Here is a 19,194-nt window from a genome sequence, read left to right as displayed (position 1 = left end):
ATACTCCGTCAAACGAAACGGGCCGATCCGGCCGCCTCATCAATCGAACGTGTAGACGAACTCGCCATCGCGCGCGCCGATCTGCACCTTCGACACTGTCGCACCGTTCATCATCCGCTTGAGGAACTCGTTGCTGATATGCGGCAGCAGTGTGTTCGTCAGGATCGCGTCGATCATCCGGCCGCCGCTTTCCAGTTCCGTGCAGCGGCTCGCGATCAGCTTCACGACGTCGTCGTCATACGAAAACGGAATCTTGTGCGTCGCACGCACGCGCTTTTCGATTCGCCCGAGCTGCAAACGGATGATCGCGCCGAGCATCTCATCGGACAATGGGTAGTAGGGAATCACGACCACCCGCCCGAGCAGCGCGGGCGGAAACACCTTCAGCAGCGGCTCGCGCAGCGCCTTCGCGATGCCCTCTGGCTCGGGCATCAGTTCGGGGTCCTTGCACAGGTTCGTGATCAGGTCGGTGCCGGCGTTGGTCGTGAGCAGAATCAGCGTGTTCTTGAAGTCGATCACACGCCCTTCGCCGTCCTCCATCCAGCCCTTGTCGAACACCTGGAAGAAGATCTCGTGCACATCAGGATGCGCCTTTTCCACTTCGTCGAGCAGCACGACGCTATAGGGCCGGCGCCGCACCGCTTCGGTCAGCACGCCGCCTTCGCCATAGCCGACGTAGCCCGGCGGCGCGCCCTTGAGCGACGACACCGTATGCGCTTCCTGATACTCGCTCATGTTGATCGTGATGACGTTCTGTTCGCCGCCGTACAGCACTTCGGCGAGCGCCAGCGCGGTTTCCGTCTTGCCGACACCGGACGTGCCGGCGAGCATGAACACGCCGATCGGCTTGTTCGGATTGTCGAGGCCGGCGCGCGAAGTCTGGATGCGCCGCGCGATCATCTCGGTCGCGTGGCCCTGGCCGATGATCCGCTTGTTCAGGTTCTCGGCGAGCTTCAGCACGTTCTCGATCTCATTGCGGACCATTCGGCCCACGGGAATCCCCGTCCAGTCCTGCACCACCGAGGCGACCGCCTGCTGGTCGACGGTTGGCAGGATCAGCGGATCGTCGCCCTGGTCCTCTGCGAGCTTCGCCTGTAATTCCCGCAGTTCGGCAAGGCGCGCTTCGCGTGCGGCGTCATCCGCAGGCGCCGAGGGGGCTGCTTCAACTGCGCCTTCGACCTTGCCGGTCTCGTTGCGCAATTGCGCGCGCAGCTCGAGGATGCGCGTAACCAGTTCCTTTTCCGCCTCCCAGCGCGCTTCGAGTTCAGTCAGACGCGCGCGTTCGGCCGTCACGCGTTCGGTCGCCGCCGCAAGCCGTTCGCCCGTATCGATGCCGACCGCGGTCTCACGTCCGATGATTTCCAGCTCCGTTTCAAGCGCGGCAATGCGCTTTCTGGAATCGTCGACGGAAGGCGGTGTCGCATGCTGGCTTACCGCGACGCGCGCGCAAGCGGTGTCGAGCAGGCTCACCGCCTTGTCCGGTAACTGGCGCGCGGGAATGTAGCGGTGCGACAGCCGCACGGCCGCTTCCAGCGCCTCATCCAGCACCTGCACCTTGTGATGCTTTTCCATCGTCGACGTGATGCCGCGCATCATGAGGATCGCCTTCGTCTCGTCCGGTTCCGGCACCTGCACGACCTGGAAGCGGCGCGTGAGCGCCGGGTCTTTTTCGATGTGCTTCTTGTACTCCGCCCATGTCGTCGCCGCGACGGTGCGCAGCGTGCCGCGCGCGAGCGCCGGCTTCAGCAGGTTCGCCGCGTCGCCCGTGCCCGCCGCGCCGCCCGCGCCGACCAGCGTATGCGCTTCGTCGATGAACAGGATGATCGGCTTTTCGGAAGCCTGCACTTCCTCGATCACCTGGCGCAACCGGTTCTCGAACTCGCCCTTCATGCTCGCGCCCGCCTGCAGCAGGCCCACGTCGAGCGTGCGCAACTGCACGTCGTGCAGCGTAGGCGGCACGTCGCCCGCGACGATGCGCTGCGCGAACCCCTCGACCACGGCCGTCTTGCCGACCCCGGCTTCGCCCGTGAGGATCGGGTTGTTCTGGCGGCGGCGCATCAGAATGTCGACCACCTGGCGAATCTCTTCGTCGCGGCCGACAATCGGGTCGAGCTTGCCGTTGCGCGCCTGCTCGGTCAGATCGGTGGTGAAGCGCCTGAGCGCTTCCTGCTTGCCCATCGCGGCGGGCGGCACGCCTCCGACGGAATCGCCCGGCTGGGCGGCACCCGCGGCCTGGGAGCCGTCGGTCGCCGTCATCCCCGTTTCGGGCGAGCCGCCGAGCAGGCTGTCGAACTCTTCGACGAGGGGATCGAGCTTGATCCGCTCGAACTGGCGCGAGATGCCGTACAACCCGTTGCGCAGCGACGGCGTCTTCAGCAACCCGACCACGAGGTGACCCGTGCGCACCTGGTACTCGCCAAACAGCAGCGAGCCGAACACCCAGCCGCGCTCGACGGCTTCTTCGACCTGCGACGAAATATCGACCACCGACCCTGCCCCGCGCGGCAGCCGGTCGAGCGCGTCCGTCAGATCGCGCGCGAGCGCCGATGGCTCGATGCCGAAGTGCTTGACGATGCGATGCAGATCCGAGTCCTGCAACTGCAGGACCTGGTGGAACCAGTGCACGATCTCGATATACGGATTGCCGCGTAACTTGCAGAACACGTTTGCGCTTTCGATTGCGCGATAGGCCAGCTTGTTCAGCTTGCCGAACAACGCTGCACGTTTGATTTCGGCCATTTTTCTAGTCCTTCGATGAGTGTTGGGATGCCGGCTCGCTCGCCCGTGCGTCGCTACGCGCGGGCTCGGCGGGCCGTCCGGACAATGAAGCGGGATGCAACCGTAACTGACGCTGGTCCTGCGCGGCCGGGCTGCTCAGCAGCCAGCTCGTGTAGCCAAGCCGGGCGCGGCGTCCCAGTGCGAGGCGTGGCACGTCCTCCTGTTTGAGCCAGAGGTTCACGTCCCAATCGAGGCCGTCGCGCACGTAGTTGCGCACCCAGTCGGTGAGGCGCCGCAGGCTGTCACCGCCGGGCAGGAAACGTTCGTAGTCGGCGAGTGTCAACGGCCCGACGACGATGCGGAACTTGTGCTGGCAATCCCACACGCGCGCGCCGAGCAGCATCGAGACGCCGAGCGACGCCGAGCCATCCCGCGCGCCCAGGCGCGATAGCGTGTCGCGCGGCAGCTCCATCCAGTGGCCGACCCATTGCTCGATACGCACGGGCAGGTTGAAGAAGCGCGCAAGGATCAGTTGCAAACCCTCGGCGGGGCGAGTCGGACCGGACAGCAGGCCGGCGAAATGCAGTTTCGCGAAGTCGGGCACCGCATCGCGCTCGCGCAGCGCCGCTTCACCCAGGCCAAACGTGCTGCCCACATAAACGGAAAAGCGGTCGCGCTCCGGCCGGTCGAGGCTCACGGTCGGCTGCGCATTGGCCCAGGCGCGATAGAACAGCGACACCATCCGGTGATGAAAGATGTCGAGAAAGCGCGCAAAGGTTGGATCGTTGGCATTGCGTGCGCGGTCGCGCACGTACTCGGTCAGGTGCACGGGCATCGGGCCGTGCGGCCCCATGAGGCCAAAAAAATTCACCGCCAGTCGCGCCGGGTGGCCGTCGTGAGACGGCCTCAACTCACCGAGCGTGGTCGGGTGAAAGATCAGCTCCGGTTCCTGCGAAAAACGCACCGCGTCGTCGCGCGGGCGCAGCGATTCGCCGATCCGCGGCTTGTCCCGGTAGGCGTTCTCGATGAGCCTCAGGGCCTGGAAGAAATCGAAGCGGTAGGCGTGCGCTTCGAGCTCGCGCAGCAGGGTCAGAGCGTCCGGCATTGTCCGACCCTCGCTGGCCAGCGCATGATCTCGCCGCGCGACAGTGTTCTGACCACCGTCTCGGCGAACGAATTGATCGACACGTATTGCGCAAAGTAGTGCGACAGCACCGCGCCGAGCAAAAAGGCGCCGGCGCCTTCGAAAGCCGCGTCGTCGAGAGTCAGCGTGATCGCGAGCCCGCGTCCGAACACGATGGGCCCGGCACAGGGCAGACGCCGCGTGACGGGATGCGATTCGATCGAATGCAAGCCTTCGATCATCCGCTGCGCCGCAGGATCGTCGACCGGGCAATAGAGGCTCAGCAGATCGCGCATGGCGCGGGCGCCCTCTTTCGCGTCGCTATCGACGAGCGATGCATAGTTCAGCGACAGGTGACTCAAGAGCCGCCAGGCAACTGCGCCATGCGCATACGACGGCAGCGGCCGGCTCGGGCCGCTCACGCAGCGCACGCTTTCGATGGGCGCCTCCACGTCGAGTGTGAAATCACTCGCGCCAACGCCGATCGACAAGGTGAGCGGCAGGTCGCGATTCGTGCAAAGCACCTGCAACCCAAGCTGGCGCAAATCACCGCGAAACGGCGCGTTCGCCGCGTCCACGAGCGCGATGAAGGTCTCGCTGCCGAGATAGCTGGTGCGCGGTCCACGCTCGGCCTGGCGCGACGAGCGCACGCGCTTGTCGCGCCGCACCTGGTAGTACGCGCCTGCGCCATAGCCGGCGCCCAAGTCACGCGCGTGATAGAACGGCTCGAACTTCTGCTCGGCGGCGGCACCTGCGCCATAGCCCGTGACCTCCTCGATCCGGTAGATCTCGAAGTCCATCGGCCGCGTGCGGTCGGCCACCACGTGGTATTCGAACTGCTCGGCGGACAGCGCGATGCGGTCGGTGCGGCGCGGAAACAGGTTGACCGCGGGCGTGCAGTAGAGCGCGAAATTCGATGCGTCGACCGCCTGCTCCAGCATTGGGTCACCGCGCTTCAACAGCACGATCACTTCGACCTCGTTGTCGCCGCAGCGGCGCAGCGCCTGCTGCAACCCGTCGATCGAGACGAACATGAAACGCGCCGCGAACGCGAAATACTCCTGCAGCAGCCGGTAACCCTGAAACGATTGCTTGCTGATGGGCAATAGCGCTTCGTCTTCCGCGAAGCCCATCGGCGCGACGGCCGTCGCGGGCAATTGCGCGTGCCAGGTCGCGGGCCGCGACACGGGCATTACGACGACGCCCATCGCCGAGCCGACGAGGCGCTCGTAGAGGCGCGTCGGCATCGAGTCGGTGCCGCGCAGGTAGAGCGCCAGTTTGTCGAGCTTCAACTGGTTGATCTTCAGACCGCCCGTCGCGCGCAGGCGCAGCCGCAGGCCCGCTTTGACGCCGGCCGGCAACGCGATATCGGCACCGCCCAGCGACCCCGAATGGGTGAAGAACTTCGCGTCGGCGATTTCGAGCGGCCACAGCGTCAGGTCGTGCGCGCTGCGATATTCGCAACGCGTCGAGCCGTTCTTGTCGAGCAGGCTGCGCAACGCGCTGCCGCGCGCAATCTTTACCCCTTCCGCGAGGCCGGAGTTGCTCAGATCGGGCCGGATCTGCACGACGGCCATCGACGGCGTCGGTGCCAGATAATGCGGGTAGACAAGTTCAGCGAGATGCTGCGTGAAACGTGGAAACTCCGCGTCGATCTTCAGTTGCACACGCGCGGCGAGAAAGCTGAAACCTTCGAGCAGGCGCTCGACATACGGGTCCGCGCATTCGAGGCTTTCGAGCCCGAGCCGCCCGGCGATCTTCGGATATTCTTTGGCGAACTCGCCGCCCATTTCCCGCAGGTGCTGGAGTTCCGCGCTGTAGTATTTGATCAGTTCCGGGTTCATGTGTTCAGCGCGCGCCGCTTTGGTCGATCACTCTGATTTCCCCGGCCTCCAGATCCAGTTCAGTCCTGAAATAGAGTCGCTCCGGGTACGGCTGTGCCCACAGATCTCCCTCGATCAAAAACGACACGGTGTTGTGCTGGGCTGTGGTCTCTTCGACCTGGATCGCCGTCACGCGCACTGTCTCGCGCAAGATGCGCGGCTCGAATGCCCAGATCGCATCGCGCACATGTTTTTCCAGCTTCGCCGGATCGACACCCGAGGCGGTCTTGCCGGCGATGTCGGGAAAGCCGTAGTTCAACACCGACGTGCTGACATACGGATAGCCCGACACATCCTGCACCGACGAAAGGCCGTTCGCATTGAGCAGCCACGCGAGATCGCGCTGCACGCTCTGACGCAGTGCGCGTATCGACAGCACACGGCGTTCGCGCGCCTCCAGCTTGACCTCGGGCTCGTGGTCGGTCAGCCGGTCGAGCAGCGACGGTTGCAGCCGGTCACGCGAGCTCAGTTCAGCCATGATCCGGCGCGGCGCCAGCGCCGCCCTCGCTGCCTGACGGAGCCTCTACCGCCAGTTCGATCGTGCGGATATCGAGCAACGCGTAGTCGTTCGCGTCGGTTGTCAGCATTCGTTGACCGACTGGGCGCGCGTCTGCCGCATCGCTGCCAATCCATTCGGTCAGGTGCGCGAGCCACAACGCATGTTTCTTTTCGGCCAGTGTGCCGGCGTAGCGCGTCGGAATCAGTCCGACCGCCTGGCCATCGTTGGCCCAGGTGAACACCGCCGGCGTCCAGACCCGGTCGCGCAGGTCGACGGGCGCCTCGATCTCGATGCGCTTGATGCGGAAAAACGGCACCCAGTAGTAACGGCCGTTGAGCACCGTTTCGAGCGTCGGTCCGAGCCGTGTGTCGGCATCGGCGATCCACTCGAACGGTTCGCCGTTCACGCTGCCCGAGGTGGCGGGCGCATCGCCGAGCGCCTGCTCGCGTGCGGCCACGGCCGCTGCGTGGTCGCCTGCGGCATCGAGCCGCAACGCTTCGACCAGCAACGCGAGCCAGCTGGTCGGCTCGCCGAAAATCAATGGCGCACGCGCACCGTTGAAGACTGCTTCGCGCAGCGCTTCACATTGCAGCGCCTCGCGATACATTTGAACCATTGGCAATGCCGCGGCGTCGAGATCGCCGGCCACATTGAGTTGTGTCAACGCGCGGTCCCATGCGCCGAGCACTGCGAGCAACTGGAACAGGAACACGCGGTGGGCCGCCTTCGACGGATCGTTGCGAACCTGCATTTGCAACAAGCGCAGGCATTCGTCCAGATTGCCCTCGCGCAAGCTTTCTTCTGCCGTCATGTCAGTTGCTCCGTCAGGCCGGGTCAAGGCTGCCGAACCACACTGCGATACCATCGCCTGTGCCATGGCATCACAGTGCCGCCGCGCCACACGCCCCGGGCACGGCGATACGCTGCCGCTAGCCGTTGGTTGGATCGTTCTTCACGATGTTCCACTTCATCTCGACGACCCCGCCTTCCTTCGCGCCCTTTGCGTTCTGCGGCTGATATTCGACATGGAACTGTTCGAAGTTCAGCGTCACGTTTTCGGTGAAGCGGTCCTCACCACCCGAGCCGCCCGTCGAATACGAGCTGATCAGGCACGCGGTCAGCGTGACCTTGTAGTACTCGAGCGGATTGTCGCCCCCGGCCTTGCGCACGGTGAGAATGACCGAGTCTATGTGCGAGCCCTTTGCGCAGGCCAGCATGATCGTCGGTGTCGACTTGTCGACGTACTTGGTGAACGATATGTCCTGCACGTTCACCTTGCCGGCACCGCCACCCGTTCCCAGGTGCATCGTGCCGCTCTGGCTCAGCCCCCAACTCCACGCGAGCACATCGATCTCATCCTTATGAGACTTGTCCTGAGACTCACCCTTGATGTCGCCCAGCTTAATGAACATATCGACGGCCATGTTCTTCTCCAATCAAATCGGTTCACCACTGATAATGGAATTCCGTCATGCCGCCTTGGCGGACGGAAGCTTCGAGACCAGCCGCAACGACACGGTCAGGCCTTCCAACTGATAATGCGGACGCAGGAAAAACTTCGAGGTGTAGTAACCCGGATTGCCTTCGACTTCTTCGATCACGACTTCCGCTGCGGCAAGCGGCCGGCGCGCTTTCGACTCCTCGGTGGAATGGGCTGGATCGCCGTCGACATATTGCAGAATCCAGTTCTGCAGCCAGCGCTGCATGTCGTCTTTTTCCTTGAAGCTGCCGATCTTGTCGCGCACGATGCACTTCAGGTAATGCGCGAAGCGGCTGCATGCAAACAGATACGGCAGTCGCGCAGCCAGATTCGCGTTCGCGGTCGCGTCGGCATCTTCGTACTCGGCCGGCTTGTGCAATGACTGCGCACCGATAAACGCCGCAAAATCCGAGTTCTTCTTGTGTACGAGCGGCATGAAGCCGTTCTTCGCCAACTCCGCCTCGCGCCGGTCGCTGATCGCGATTTCGGTCGGGCACTTCATGTCGACGCCGCCGTCGTCGGTCGGGAACGAATGCACGGGCAAACCTTCGACCGCGCCGCCCGACTCGATGCCGCGAATCCGCGAGCACCAGCCGTACATCTTGAACGAGCGGTTGATGTTGGTCGCCATCGCATAGGCTGCGTTGGCCCACGTATACTTGCCGCTGTCCGCGCCCGCCGTATCTTCCTCGAAGTCGAATTCTTCGACCGGGTTGGTCTTCGCGCCGTACGGCGCACGCGCGAGAAAGCGCGGCATCGCAAGGCCGATATAGCGTGAGTCTTCCGATTCGCGCAGCGAGCGCCACGCCGCGTGCTCGGGTGTCTGGAAGATCTTCGTCAGGTCGCGCGGGTTCGCCAGCTCCTGCCACGAATCCATCAGCATCACCGACGGGTCCGCGGCAGCGATGAACGGCGCATGCGCGGCAGCGGATATCTTCGCCATCTGCGTCAACAGGTCGACATCCGGCCCGCTGTTGTCGAAGTAGTAATCGGCGACCAGCGATCCATAGGGCTCGCCGCCGAACTGGCCATATTCTTCCTCATAGAGCTTCTTGAAGAACGGGCTCTGGTCCCAGGCGGTGCCTTTGTATTTCTTGAGCGTCTTGTGCAGTTCGCCCTTCGAAATGTTCATCACGCGAATCTTTAGCGTTTCGTCCGTCTCGGTGTTGTTCACCAGATAGTGCAGACCGCGCCACGCGCTCTCCACTTTCTGGAACTCCTCTGAGTGGATGATCAGGTTGATCTGCTCGCTGAGCTTCTTGTCGATCTGGGCGATCAGGCTCTCGATGGTCACCAGCACGTCGTTGGAAATGACGGCGGTGTCGCGCAGCGCCTGTTCCGCTAGCGTGCGCACTGCCGTCTCGACGGCTTCCTTTGCCTTATCGCTTTTCGGCTTGAATTCCTTTTGCAGCAGATTCGCGAAGTCGCTCATCTCGAGCGTGCCCTCGGTCTGCTGGGCTTGTCCTTCAGGGGTGGGTTCGGCCATGGTCAGACTCCACTGTTAGTCGCGCTTATTCCTGTGGTTTCGGCGCGGATGCGAGCGATTGCAGCAAAGCCGGGTCGTTCAGCACCTTCGCGATCAATTCCTCGGCGCCCGTCTTGCCGTCCATGTAAGTCAAGAGGTTCTGCAACTGGCCGCGTGCCTCGAGCAGCTTCGACAGCGCGTCGACCTTGCGTGCGACTGCCGCAGGCGAGAAATCGTCCATGCTCTCGAAGGTCATGTCGACGGCCATATTGCCTTCGCCCGTCAGCATGTTCGGCACCTGGACCGCGACGCGCGGCTTCATCGACTTCAAGCGCTCATCGAAATTGTCGACGTCGATTTCCAGAAACTTGCGGTCCGCAACCGGCGCGAGCGGATCCGCTGGCTGTCCGGAGAGATCGGCCATCACGCCCATCACGAAGGGCAGATTCACCTTCTTCTCCGAGCCGTAAACCTCGACGTCATACTCGATCTGCACGCGCGGCGCGCGATTGCGTGCAATGAATTTCTGACTGCTTTCCTTGGCCACGACAGTTCCCCTGGTTGAAGCTGCACCGTCGAGAGGCGGAGCAGCGTATCAGTTACGATGCTGAGCAACTCCCCGACGACTATTCTTCGATACCGCCAACCTGCCGGGCCTGACCGAGACCTTCCGGCGCGAGGTCCTGCAATATTTCGATGAAGCTCTTATCCACCAGACGGCGCGCCCGTGTCAGCAACAACGGCACCGGACTCGACGGCTCGTGCTTTTCGTAATACGCGCAGATCTTGTCCAGCAGGCGGATGACGTCCTGCCGGCTGTTGACTTCTCCACTGGGCGCCGCACGCGTTGCCGCGCCTGGGGCGGCGGCTGCATCATCCACGCCCTCGCCGACGGGTGCTTCGCCTGCTGTCTGCTCATTGGCGTCGCTGACCCGCTCGCCAAGGAAGCCGGCCGCCTGTTGCAACAGCCGCGACAGCGGCGACAGGTCGATCGCCTGGGCTGCGCCGACGCGTTCCGTCAACAGCGTTTCGATGCGAGTGTTGCTTTGGCGCGCTGCGAGCAACGCGGCGTGCGTAGTCGCCGCTTCGTCTCGCACGTCGGCGATGGCCGCGTCGATCGAGGCGAGCGATGGCGGTTCGACGCCATCGGGTACGGGCGTTTCTCCCGTCGCATATTCGATATCGCGCAGCCTGACGATGCCGTGCGTGCGCGACGCGGCAAGCGCTGTGTCGCGCACATCGAGCAACATTCCCGACTGTTCGACAAGCACGGCGAGCGCATTGATGCGCGCGGTCGGATCGTTATCGTCGTCAGGGTCGAGTTGCGGATAGACGTGATCCCAATGCCGCTCGAGCAGGCCTTCGATCAACGCCATCCCTTCTGCGAGACCAGTGAAGCCCTGGCGGTTCAGGACCGCGCGCGCAAGATGCGCAGCGACGCGCAGGTCGCGGCTTTTGTTGAACAGTTCGAGCGCAAGGGCCTGGGCTGCTTTCCAGTCAGGCGGTGTGGCGGCGACTACGGTGTCGCCATACTGAACTTCCGGTTTGCCATGCACGACCTGTTCGAGTTCGAGAAACATCGGGTCGTACTCGACATCGTCCCCGCAGGGACTGTCAGGCGATATTTCGGCGAGCAGTACCCCGGCATCGAGCGTGGCCATTGTTGTGTCGGCTTCAGTCTGAAACGAATAGTTTTAGCGTGCCCACGCCTCGCGACGCGTCACGCCACGTTAACTTCCGAATCCGGTCTTCCTCAAACCGATTTACAACAAATCAAATTTGGAATCCCGATAAAAATACGCGATGCCGCAGTGTTCCTCTACGAACATTTCACAACAGACCGATATGAGCATAGCACGCAATATTTAAAAGAAAAGGAGCGCCGCCGTGGTCACAAACTTGAAAGGAACGACCCGCAAATCCGATTGAAATAACAGTTTCTAAACACCTGAAAAAAACGCAAGATGTACGCGGCCTGCGGTCTTCTGCTCATCGAACGGAATGCATCATCGTCCATCCATTGATAACAAATTACTCATCAATCAACGTGATTGCCATCAACAAACGTTTCAGCTTTATGAAATTGAAAAAGTCGCGCCAGGGAATGCGACAAGGTAAACCCTCATATAGGTTTTGTTGTCTGATGTGCAATACCTAGAGCATTGCCTTGCGCAGTTTCGCAGTGAATAACTGTCTCTTTGAGTCACGCTCGACAACAGTGAGCTGACAGTCGTATCCGCATTCCGGTTTCCCCTGCTCCAATCGAACAGACGCACATCGGGTACTCAAATCTGCACAGCGTGACGCTGTGCTCATCATGCGGGGTGACATGTGACACACATTGAAAGCGCACGGTCGGCCGATAGCGTCTGCGACAGTGCGTTGTCGGACCTGTGGCAGAGGCGCACCTGCCTGAATCAGGACGAGATGGCTTCGATCTATACAGTCGTGCGCCGCGCATTGCAGGGATATCACCCGTTCGAGTTGCAGGCGCTAGGCGAAGACAAGGAAGAACTCATTTCCCAGTTCATCTACTTCAAGGTCTTCCGGCTCGAAGCCGCGCATGCGCACCCGGAAGCCTTCCCACTGCATAGCGCGCCATCGAACGGTCATGCGGTGTGCGCGTACTTTCGCCGCTATCTGATCGACTGCCTGCGCAATGCCGGTCATCAACGCAACGTCTCGTTCGACGATGACGACGTGCTAGCCGAGGTCGAGCAGCAAGCGGCCGTGCAAAGCGATCCTGTCGGCTCGGTGTTGGCGCAGTACGGTCTGGACGAGCGAACCGTGCGGGAATCCGCGGCGCGTTTCATCGCGGGGATCGACGAGTTCGACCAGTTGCTGCTGGCGGGTAGTCTGGGCTGGCTGTCGAATGAAAAGGGCGGGCTGTCGCGGATCGCCGCACGCTATCGGATTGCGTCGTATCACTATCGCGCCCGCAAGCTCGGCGTAACGCTGAAAAAAAGCTCACTGCCGGCCGATTTCGCGGCGACCAGCATCGGCGAGTGGATCCAGCACACGCTCGGCATCGACATCGCCGCGGAGAATCGCGTCGCGATCCTGTTCGTTCTGGGCATCCTCTCCGAACAGTCGCGCGCCCCGGCAGTTGAACCCGATCCGAGCAGAGGCTTCCTGTGCAACTTGCCACAGCAAGCCTGAGCGACCCAGGCGGCCGAAAGCGCAACGAGGACGCGCTGGGCGACTGGTCGAGCGAGCGCCTTTACTATTGCGTGCTCGCTGACGGTGCGGGCGGACACGGCGGCGGCGATACGGCATCGGCGATCGTCGTCAATAGCGTGCTCGCGGATCTGCGCTACCTGACGGTCGCCGAGTTGCCGCCGACGGGCCAACGCCTCGTCAAAGCGATCGGCCACGCGAACGCAAACATCCTGGAAGAACAGGCACGCGGCGACGCTGCGCTGAAAGATATGCGCTCGACCGTCGTGCTGCTTGCGATCGACTGCGAACTGCGCACGGCAGCGTGGGCCCACTGCGGCGATTCACGGCTCTATTGTTTTCGTGGCGGGCACGTCAGCGTGCAAACGCGCGACCATAGCCTCGTTCAGGAGATGGTCGACGCGCGCCTGATCACGCCTGAGCAGGCGCGCCATCATCCGCGCCGCAACGTATTGATCGCCGCGCTGGGCACAGCTGGCGATCTGGATATCGTCGGCTTCGACGGCACGTTCGGCCTGCTCGATCGCGATGCTTTCCTGCTTTGCAGCGATGGGCTGTGGGAGTACGTCGACGAGACTTACATGGGCGAGACGCTTGGCGAAGCCGCGACCCCCGACGCATGGCTGGGCGCGCTCGCTGCGCGCGTGCGCAAGATCGCGCCCGCCAGCCACGATAACTTCAGCGCACTGGCCGTATGGGTCGACGATCCGGACGACACTCAGTCTACGGTGCTGCAGGTGGCGCCTTCATGAATGCGCCGCCTGCCTGAATCGCGCACGATAACGCTAGAAGTCTCCGCATCCATGTTGACCGTTCAGCAACATGCAGCTGTTCAGGTTGGGTTGCGATCGCACGCGCTTCCATTCGACAGCGAGGATGTCCTGAGTGTCTCCCGGCGGCGCGGTGGTGAAGAGCGGCTGATTCGAACCGATACAGATGTTGGTGCCCTGCAGGTTGTTCTCGTAGACGAAGGTTTGCTCCTGGTTGCTGAAGAACTGCTGCAAGCCGGCTTGCGAAACAGGATCGATCAACTGCGTCACCGTCAGCGTGCCTGGCACCTCGATCACGATATAGCCGACGCTCGACCCGAGGTTTGAAAGGATTGGATACTTCCCAGGCGGTGAATTCTGGTTGGCGGGCGACGTGAGCGTGCCCGTCAGCGCGCCTGCAGCTGTGTCGCCGTTGAGCAGACCGCTGGCGGTAAACGTGAACACCGGATTGGGTGCACCGGCAATACGCGTCTTGCCATCGGCGGTCACCGTCACGGTCGGTCTTGCGATATAGACGTAATGATTGCCCGTGGTCGGCACCGTACCGCCCCAACTGCAACCAGCACCGAATACGCAGCCATAGAAATTGGGCTGCGCGGTATTGGGCTGAACGTTGCCGCGCGTCTCGCCCACCCATGTGCTCGCCCAGATCCGCCAGCCGTTGTCGGCAACGATCGTGCCGGAACCCGCCGCGTTGAACAGACCGCTTTCCATGACCAGATCGATCGTGCCGCCCGCGCTCAGGCTGGTGCCCGGACCGCCCAGCCCGATATTGCCCGTCGTGGCCTGAGCGATGAGGTTGCCCGTCAACGTTGAGTTGGTGCCATCAAGCGTAATCAACTGGCCGGTGTCGGAATTGAAGGTCCGGCTGACCACCGGACCGATGACGAAGCCGTGCGAGTTCGTAAAGTTCACGTTGCCGGCGTTGACCATCGCCAGCACGCCGACGTCGTTTTGCGGATCGGTCAGCGTGAAGGTGCCGGGCCCCGAAAGCAGCAGGCTCGCCGCCTGGATGCCGCCCGGGTCGGTGACGGGACCGCCGGAAACGAGCGTGAGCGTTTGGCCGGGCGTCGAAAGGCCAAATGGAAGCGTAATGCCCTGGCTGCCCGATCCCGGATTGGACAGCGTCAGATTGTTCAAGAGGCCCGGGCGTGTCAGCACGCAGACCGAGCTGTCCGATGCGCAAACGCCGTTCACTGTGATGAGCCCCGTTTGCGTGGTCGAACCCAGCACGATGTTCGGGATCGAAGAGAACGTCGAGAACGTCGCCGCGTCGATGCTCAGACCGCCTGTGCCGAACAGCGTAATCGGTGTCGCGTTCTGCGCGACGATCGCGAACGTGTTCGGATCGACCGTCGCGGGCATGATCGACAACGTGCCGCCGGGCGACGACAACGTCGAGTTACTGATGAACAGACTGCTGGTGGTGCCGTCATTCGACGCGCGCAACACGATGGAGCCAGGGTGCGCCGTCGAGACGGTGGGGTCGGCCAGCAGCGCGGCGCCGACGAGCGCCGTGCCGCCTCCCGAGAATGGCGGCACGCCGATCGCGAGGCCAGGATCGGCCGTGTTGGTCGTACCGGCGATCTGGATCGTGCCCGTTTGCCCCGTTGCCTTGATGTCGCCATTGGCGATCAGCACGCCGACATCGCCCGGCAGGTTCGCGCTGCTGCCGCCCGACGGTCCGCTCACGGTGCCGCGAATATCAATGAGACCGCCATTGTTCGAAACGATCTGCGTTCCGTCAGTGATCTGCACGCCATTGGTCAACGGACCCGTGCCGTTGCCGTAGATGCTCATGGTGCCGCTGCCCGTAGTGACGGACGAGACCGCACCCGTGCATTCGCAAATGCTGTTTTCGAAAATGACGCCAAGCACCGACGCATTGGACGGGACCCCGACACTTTGCCCGATCAACTGGATATTGCCGCTCGTCGACTGGACCGACGTACTGTGCAGGTCGAGCGCGAAGCTGTTGCTGAGCGCCGACGATACCGTGCCCGTGATGCCGATATTGCCGCTGGTCGTGCTTACGTTCGCGTTGAATAGCTGAACGCCGTCGACAAATGTCACGGTATCGCCGGTGACACTGCCGGACAGGTTGATCGAACCTGTCGTGTTCGACACCGACGTGTCGGACACAAAAAGCCCCAGCGCCCCATTCGCGGGTGCGTTGCCCGTAATCCCAATCGCACCGCCCGAGCTGCTGACGGCAGGACCGGCCACGGTGCCGCCGGCAGGTGTGAAGCCGCCCGAGATCCGGACGCCATTGCCGAAGTCGCCGGGCGCGTTCCCGTTGATGCTGATACTGCCCGTCGTGGTAGTGACCGAGCTGTTCGATAGACTAACGCCTTCACTGCCTCCGCCGCCGGTGGCGTTGCCCGTTACCGTCGTCGCACCGGCACCGCTGGTGAGCAGACTGCCGAAGATATTGACGCCCGTGTCTTCCGCCTGCGTCGTCGTACCGATGAGCGTGAGCGCGCCGCCGCCGGTATCGACCGTCGAGTTGTTGATGATGACGGGGCTTGACCCGGCCGCGTTGACTGTGAAGCTGCCGCCATTGGTCGTCACCGTCGTGTTGTTGATCGCGACGGATCTGAAGGTATTCGTTCCGCCCACGTTCCCATTGAGCGCGATACTGAGCGGCCCCAAGGTCGACATGATGGCTTGGCCGTTGTCGACGATCGAACCGAGCGCGTTCAGCGTCAGGGTTGGGATGGTGGTCGGACTTGCCGGTGTCGCCGCAATGATCGGCGCCTGAATGTTGATGTCGCCCAATGAAAAGTTGGTGGGTGTCGAGCCGACCGTCGTGATCGTCACGGAAACGCCCTGATTCAGCTGGTCGGTGATCAGGGAATTGACCACCTCGCTGTCCGTGCCCGCAGGCGTGAAAATGGCCGGTGATCCATTACTCGGCGGCGTCTCGGTCGCCGGTGTTCCCGATGCCGCCGCCACGATGGCGATATTGTCGGGATCGATCTTCCACGTCCCGCCTTTCCCCTTGGGTGCCGAAGCATCGATGGTCGCGCGGGTGACATCGAGATAGTGACCTGATGTTTCGATCAAGCCGCCGTTGCCGCCCTGCGCCCCGCCCCTCGCAGAAAGCGTGCCGTAGATCCGGCTCGCCGTTTCGCTGAACGCGACCACATTTCCGCCATTTCCATTGGTCAGCGCATCGGCATGAATGCTTGCGGTTGGCGCCATCCACAGTGCGTTGGCATTGCGAATGGTCGGGTCCTGCCCGGCCGCACCGCCGCCGAAGCGCACCGTGCCGCCGCCCGCCGCACCGCTCGCATCGACGCGCGCGCCGTCCACGAGCGCAAGGTTGTAGCCTGTCACGTCGATCCGGCCACCTGTCAGGCCCGCGCCACCCGTCGCATCGAGCGTGCCGCCGACCGTCGCGACACCGCTCGTGCCACCATCGAGCACGATGTGCCCGTTACGCTCGGCGACGCTTTGCGCACGTACGATTCCCTGCTGGTTGATCACGGTGCCCGCCAGCGCATCGGCCGTCTGCGCGCTCATCACCACCATCCCGCCATCGGCGGCGAGCGTGCCTGTGTTGCCGATCAGCGCGTTGGCCGCCCCCTGGTTTATTTTCAGCGTGGTGAGCCCGTCGCCCGCAAAGTCCAGCGTGATGTCGTTGCCCGCGCCCAGCGCGACCGTACCGAGGCGTGCGCTCACAGTACCCGAATTGCTCACGCTGCCGCCGAGCAGCGCGATCGTGCCGCCCGTCCCGGCCGTCAGCGTCCCGGCGTTGCTGACGGGCGCGCCGGAGGTGCCGACGAAGCGATAGTTGCCAGCGAGAAAATCGGCGTTCGAAATATTCAGCGTCGACGCGACCATCGAGCCGACATTCACCGATGAACCGGGAGCGAAGATCACGCCAGCAGGGTTGACGAGAAACACCTTGCCGTTGGCCTGCAGCCGCCCAGCGATCACGCTGGGATCGTTGCCCATCACGCGGTTGAGCAGCGCCGCCCCGGCCGACGGCTGGGCAATCGTCACGCCTTCGTTCGCGCCGATCGAGAAGGTGTTCCAGTTGACGATCGCCTTGGGCGTTTTCTGCGTGATATTCATCTGCCCGGCTGCGGGCGCATTGACGCTCACCGTACCCGACACCACCTGCGCCCCCGTCGGGTTCGCAAGCAGCGACGACATGTATGACCCGGCAAGCAGCGTAGCCGCAGCACAAACGATCGTGCCGGCAACCCGCAACGGCACACTGCATGGTTTGTTCATGGCAAACCTCCGCGCCGGACAGAGCCCGGCTCAACCACCACTCAGCCATCCCGCTTGCGCCACCCTTGCTGCTTGCGCAACGTCTGCGAACTGAAGCAGGAAGTCGGGCGTCTTCAGAACAACTAGAACGTCTTGGTCAACTGCACATAAAAACGCGGCACCTTGTCGTCGCCGCTGGTGTCCGAGCCGGTCGTGCGCCAGGCGACCGTGCCTTGCAGCGCGATGCCGCCCGGCGCCACCCAGTACGCGCCAAAGCCGACGCCGCTGCGCGTGATCATGTTCGGCCCCTGCTCCGGCCGCGAGTTGGCGTTGTACCAGCCGGTGCCGAAGTCGACGAAGCCGAACACCGTCGCTTTCGCATTGATGGCGTACCGTCCTTCGACCGTCGCAACGAAGCCCTCGTCGACGAGCCCCTCGGACGGCGAGTAGGCGCGCACCGCATGCGGCCCGCCTAGCAGGAATCGCGACGAGTTGTCGAGTGTCGTGCCGGCCCACTGGCCCGATATGCCCGCGAACATGCTGAAGCGTTCCGTCACCGCATTCAGGCGGTTTGCGAAGAACGTCGCGCGCACCTCGGTGCCATGCGTGTTGCGCCCAAACGCCGACGCATCGAGTTCCTCGGCCGCCGCGTTCCTGAAATGCAGGCTGCCGATCAGGAACTCCACGTCCGCGCTATTGAAGCCGCCGCCCAGAAACGCGTCACGGCTTTCATAGCTGAGACCGACGCTGCCCTCGATCAGCGAGCGCGGATTGTGCAGGTCCACCACGCCGATGTTGTCGATGAGGTCGCGATACTCGAGGTTCGCGCGGGCCAGCAGGTTCTGGTTGCGGGTACGCAGCAGCGGATGGGTCACCGTCAGATCGACGACGGTTGCCTCGCCCTGCGCATCGAGCGACGCGAAATCCTTGCCGAGCGCATAGTTGAGCCGCGACAACGCGACACCCACGCGCGTGCCATATGCATTCACGGGCGCCTCATAGCCGATGCGGCCATACACGGTATCGAGCCGCTCGCTGGCCAGAATCCGCAAGTCGAGGTTGTCGCCGATCATGAACGGCGAATTGAGCCGCGCCAGCGCGCCCAGACGCCAGGTGCCGCTCGAAGGCGCGCCGTAGTTGTCGAGGTCGACGGCAAACGTCCAGCGTTTGGCGGGCGCGACGCTGATGGTCAGATCGACCGTGCCCGGCTCGTCGCCCGTTTCGATTGCCGAGGTCACGACGATGCCCGGCAGGTCCGACAGCAGCAGCATCGTGCGTTCGAGATCGTGCTGCTGCAGCGGCTGGCCCGTCGGAATCTGCGCGACGCGTGCACGCACCACGTCTTCGCGGATCGGCGTGCCCGCCGCGATATCGAGCCGCACATGGCCGACGCGTCCTTCGAGCACGGTGAATTCGACCGTGCCCGCGCTCACGTCCTGCTGCGGAATCACCACCTGGGCGAGCAGATAGCCACGCGCGCGATAGACCTGCGTCACCTTGGCGGCAATCGTTTCGAGATCCGCAAAGCCGATCTGCTTGCCCAACTGGTCACGCACAGGCGCAAGCAGCTCGTCGGACGGAATGGTGTCGTTGCCCTTGAATGTGATGCCCTTGAGCACGAACGTCGGACCGGGTGCTGTGACAGGCGGTGCGCCCGCCTGCGGCACGGCGGGCAACGCTTGCGCACCACCTGGCGGCGCCGGGCGCGTGTCGCGCGGCGCGGTTTGCTGAAGGATGCTGCCGGCATTCGGCAGCGTCTGGCCGCCCGGCAGCGTCTGGCCGCCAGGCAACGTCTGGCCCCACGCGATCGTCCCGCTGCACGCCATCGCCGCGGCAATCAGTCGGAGTTTGTTCATTG

General features: G+C 63.3%; 13 protein-coding genes. 2 read left to right on the top strand and 11 right to left on the bottom strand.

Annotated features, from left to right (window positions below; translation table 11 throughout):
- Positions 1 to 39: 39 nt before the first annotated feature.
- The 9 genes from tssH to tssA form a co-directional block, all read right to left on the bottom strand.
- Complete coding sequence (gene tssH / locus SB822_RS16025; protein ID WP_410855172.1) at positions 40 to 2,739, bottom strand: type VI secretion system ATPase TssH; 2,700 nt, start codon at positions 2,737 to 2,739, stop codon at positions 40 to 42.
- Positions 2,740 to 2,743: 4 nt separating this feature from the next.
- Positions 2,744 to 3,823, bottom strand: a complete 1,080-nt coding sequence (tssG, locus tag SB822_RS16020; protein WP_410855171.1) for a type VI secretion system baseplate subunit TssG — start codon at positions 3,821 to 3,823, stop codon at positions 2,744 to 2,746.
- Entirely contained in the window at positions 3,808 to 5,685 is a 1,878-nt protein-coding gene (gene tssF, locus SB822_RS16015; RefSeq protein ID WP_007580071.1) for a type VI secretion system baseplate subunit TssF, read from the bottom strand. Before tssF ends, tssG begins: the two co-directional genes overlap by 16 nt.
- 4 nt (positions 5,686 to 5,689) lie before the next feature.
- Positions 5,690 to 6,202: a type VI secretion system baseplate subunit TssE gene (gene tssE / locus SB822_RS16010; protein ID WP_410855170.1), complete on the bottom strand. Its 513-nt coding sequence runs from the start codon at positions 6,200 to 6,202 to the stop codon at positions 5,690 to 5,692.
- Positions 6,195 to 7,034, bottom strand: coding sequence for a type VI secretion system accessory protein TagJ (locus SB822_RS16005; RefSeq protein WP_007580067.1), 840 nt, complete (start codon positions 7,032 to 7,034; stop codon positions 6,195 to 6,197). Before SB822_RS16005 ends, tssE begins: the two co-directional genes overlap by 8 nt.
- A 118-nt stretch (positions 7,035 to 7,152) precedes the next feature.
- A complete protein-coding gene (locus tag SB822_RS16000) occupies positions 7,153 to 7,647 on the bottom strand; it encodes an Hcp family type VI secretion system effector (protein ID WP_007740151.1) in 495 nt (164 codons plus the stop codon).
- Positions 7,648 to 7,692: 45 nt separating this feature from the next.
- Positions 7,693 to 9,189: a type VI secretion system contractile sheath large subunit gene (gene tssC, locus SB822_RS15995; RefSeq protein WP_007580064.1), complete on the bottom strand. Its 1,497-nt coding sequence runs from the start codon at positions 9,187 to 9,189 to the stop codon at positions 7,693 to 7,695.
- 25 nt (positions 9,190 to 9,214) lie between these two features.
- Positions 9,215 to 9,715, bottom strand: a complete 501-nt coding sequence (gene tssB / locus SB822_RS15990; RefSeq protein ID WP_007740143.1) for a type VI secretion system contractile sheath small subunit — start codon at positions 9,713 to 9,715, stop codon at positions 9,215 to 9,217.
- A gap of 79 nt (positions 9,716 to 9,794) precedes the next feature.
- Complete coding sequence (tssA, locus tag SB822_RS15985; RefSeq protein WP_410855169.1) at positions 9,795 to 10,829, bottom strand: type VI secretion system protein TssA; 1,035 nt, start codon at positions 10,827 to 10,829, stop codon at positions 9,795 to 9,797.
- Positions 10,830 to 11,595: 766 nt separating this feature from the next.
- Between tssA and SB822_RS15980 the strand changes: the two genes are divergently transcribed.
- Together SB822_RS15980 and SB822_RS15975 are read left to right on the top strand one after the other, a co-directional pair.
- Positions 11,596 to 12,327, top strand: a complete 732-nt coding sequence (locus SB822_RS15980) for a hypothetical protein (RefSeq protein ID WP_007580058.1) — start codon at positions 11,596 to 11,598, stop codon at positions 12,325 to 12,327.
- The gene (locus tag SB822_RS15975; RefSeq protein ID WP_410855168.1) at positions 12,303 to 13,097 is read left to right on the top strand and encodes a PP2C family protein-serine/threonine phosphatase; all 795 of its coding nucleotides are present in this window, start codon (positions 12,303 to 12,305) and stop codon (positions 13,095 to 13,097) included. The genes SB822_RS15980 and SB822_RS15975 overlap by 25 nt, the downstream gene beginning before the upstream one ends.
- Before the next feature lie 33 nt (positions 13,098 to 13,130).
- On the opposite strand, the gene SB822_RS15970 is transcribed toward SB822_RS15975, so the two are convergent.
- Both SB822_RS15970 and SB822_RS15965 read right to left on the bottom strand, forming a co-directional pair.
- On the bottom strand, positions 13,131 to 17,357 hold the full coding sequence (locus SB822_RS15970) for a filamentous hemagglutinin N-terminal domain-containing protein (RefSeq protein WP_410855167.1): 4,227 nt from the start codon (positions 17,355 to 17,357) through the stop codon (positions 13,131 to 13,133).
- 122 nt (positions 17,358 to 17,479) lie between these two features.
- The gene (locus SB822_RS15965) at positions 17,480 to 19,192 is read right to left on the bottom strand and encodes a ShlB/FhaC/HecB family hemolysin secretion/activation protein (protein ID WP_086916070.1); all 1,713 of its coding nucleotides are present in this window, start codon (positions 19,190 to 19,192) and stop codon (positions 17,480 to 17,482) included.
- Between the last annotated feature and the right edge of the window lie 2 nt (positions 19,193 to 19,194).

It is taken from the genome of Paraburkholderia sp. SIMBA_054 (genome assembly GCF_046534875.1).
GTDB lineage: Bacteria > Pseudomonadota > Gammaproteobacteria > Burkholderiales > Burkholderiaceae > Paraburkholderia > Paraburkholderia hospita.
This window is presented reverse-complemented; position numbering and strand designations above follow the sequence as displayed.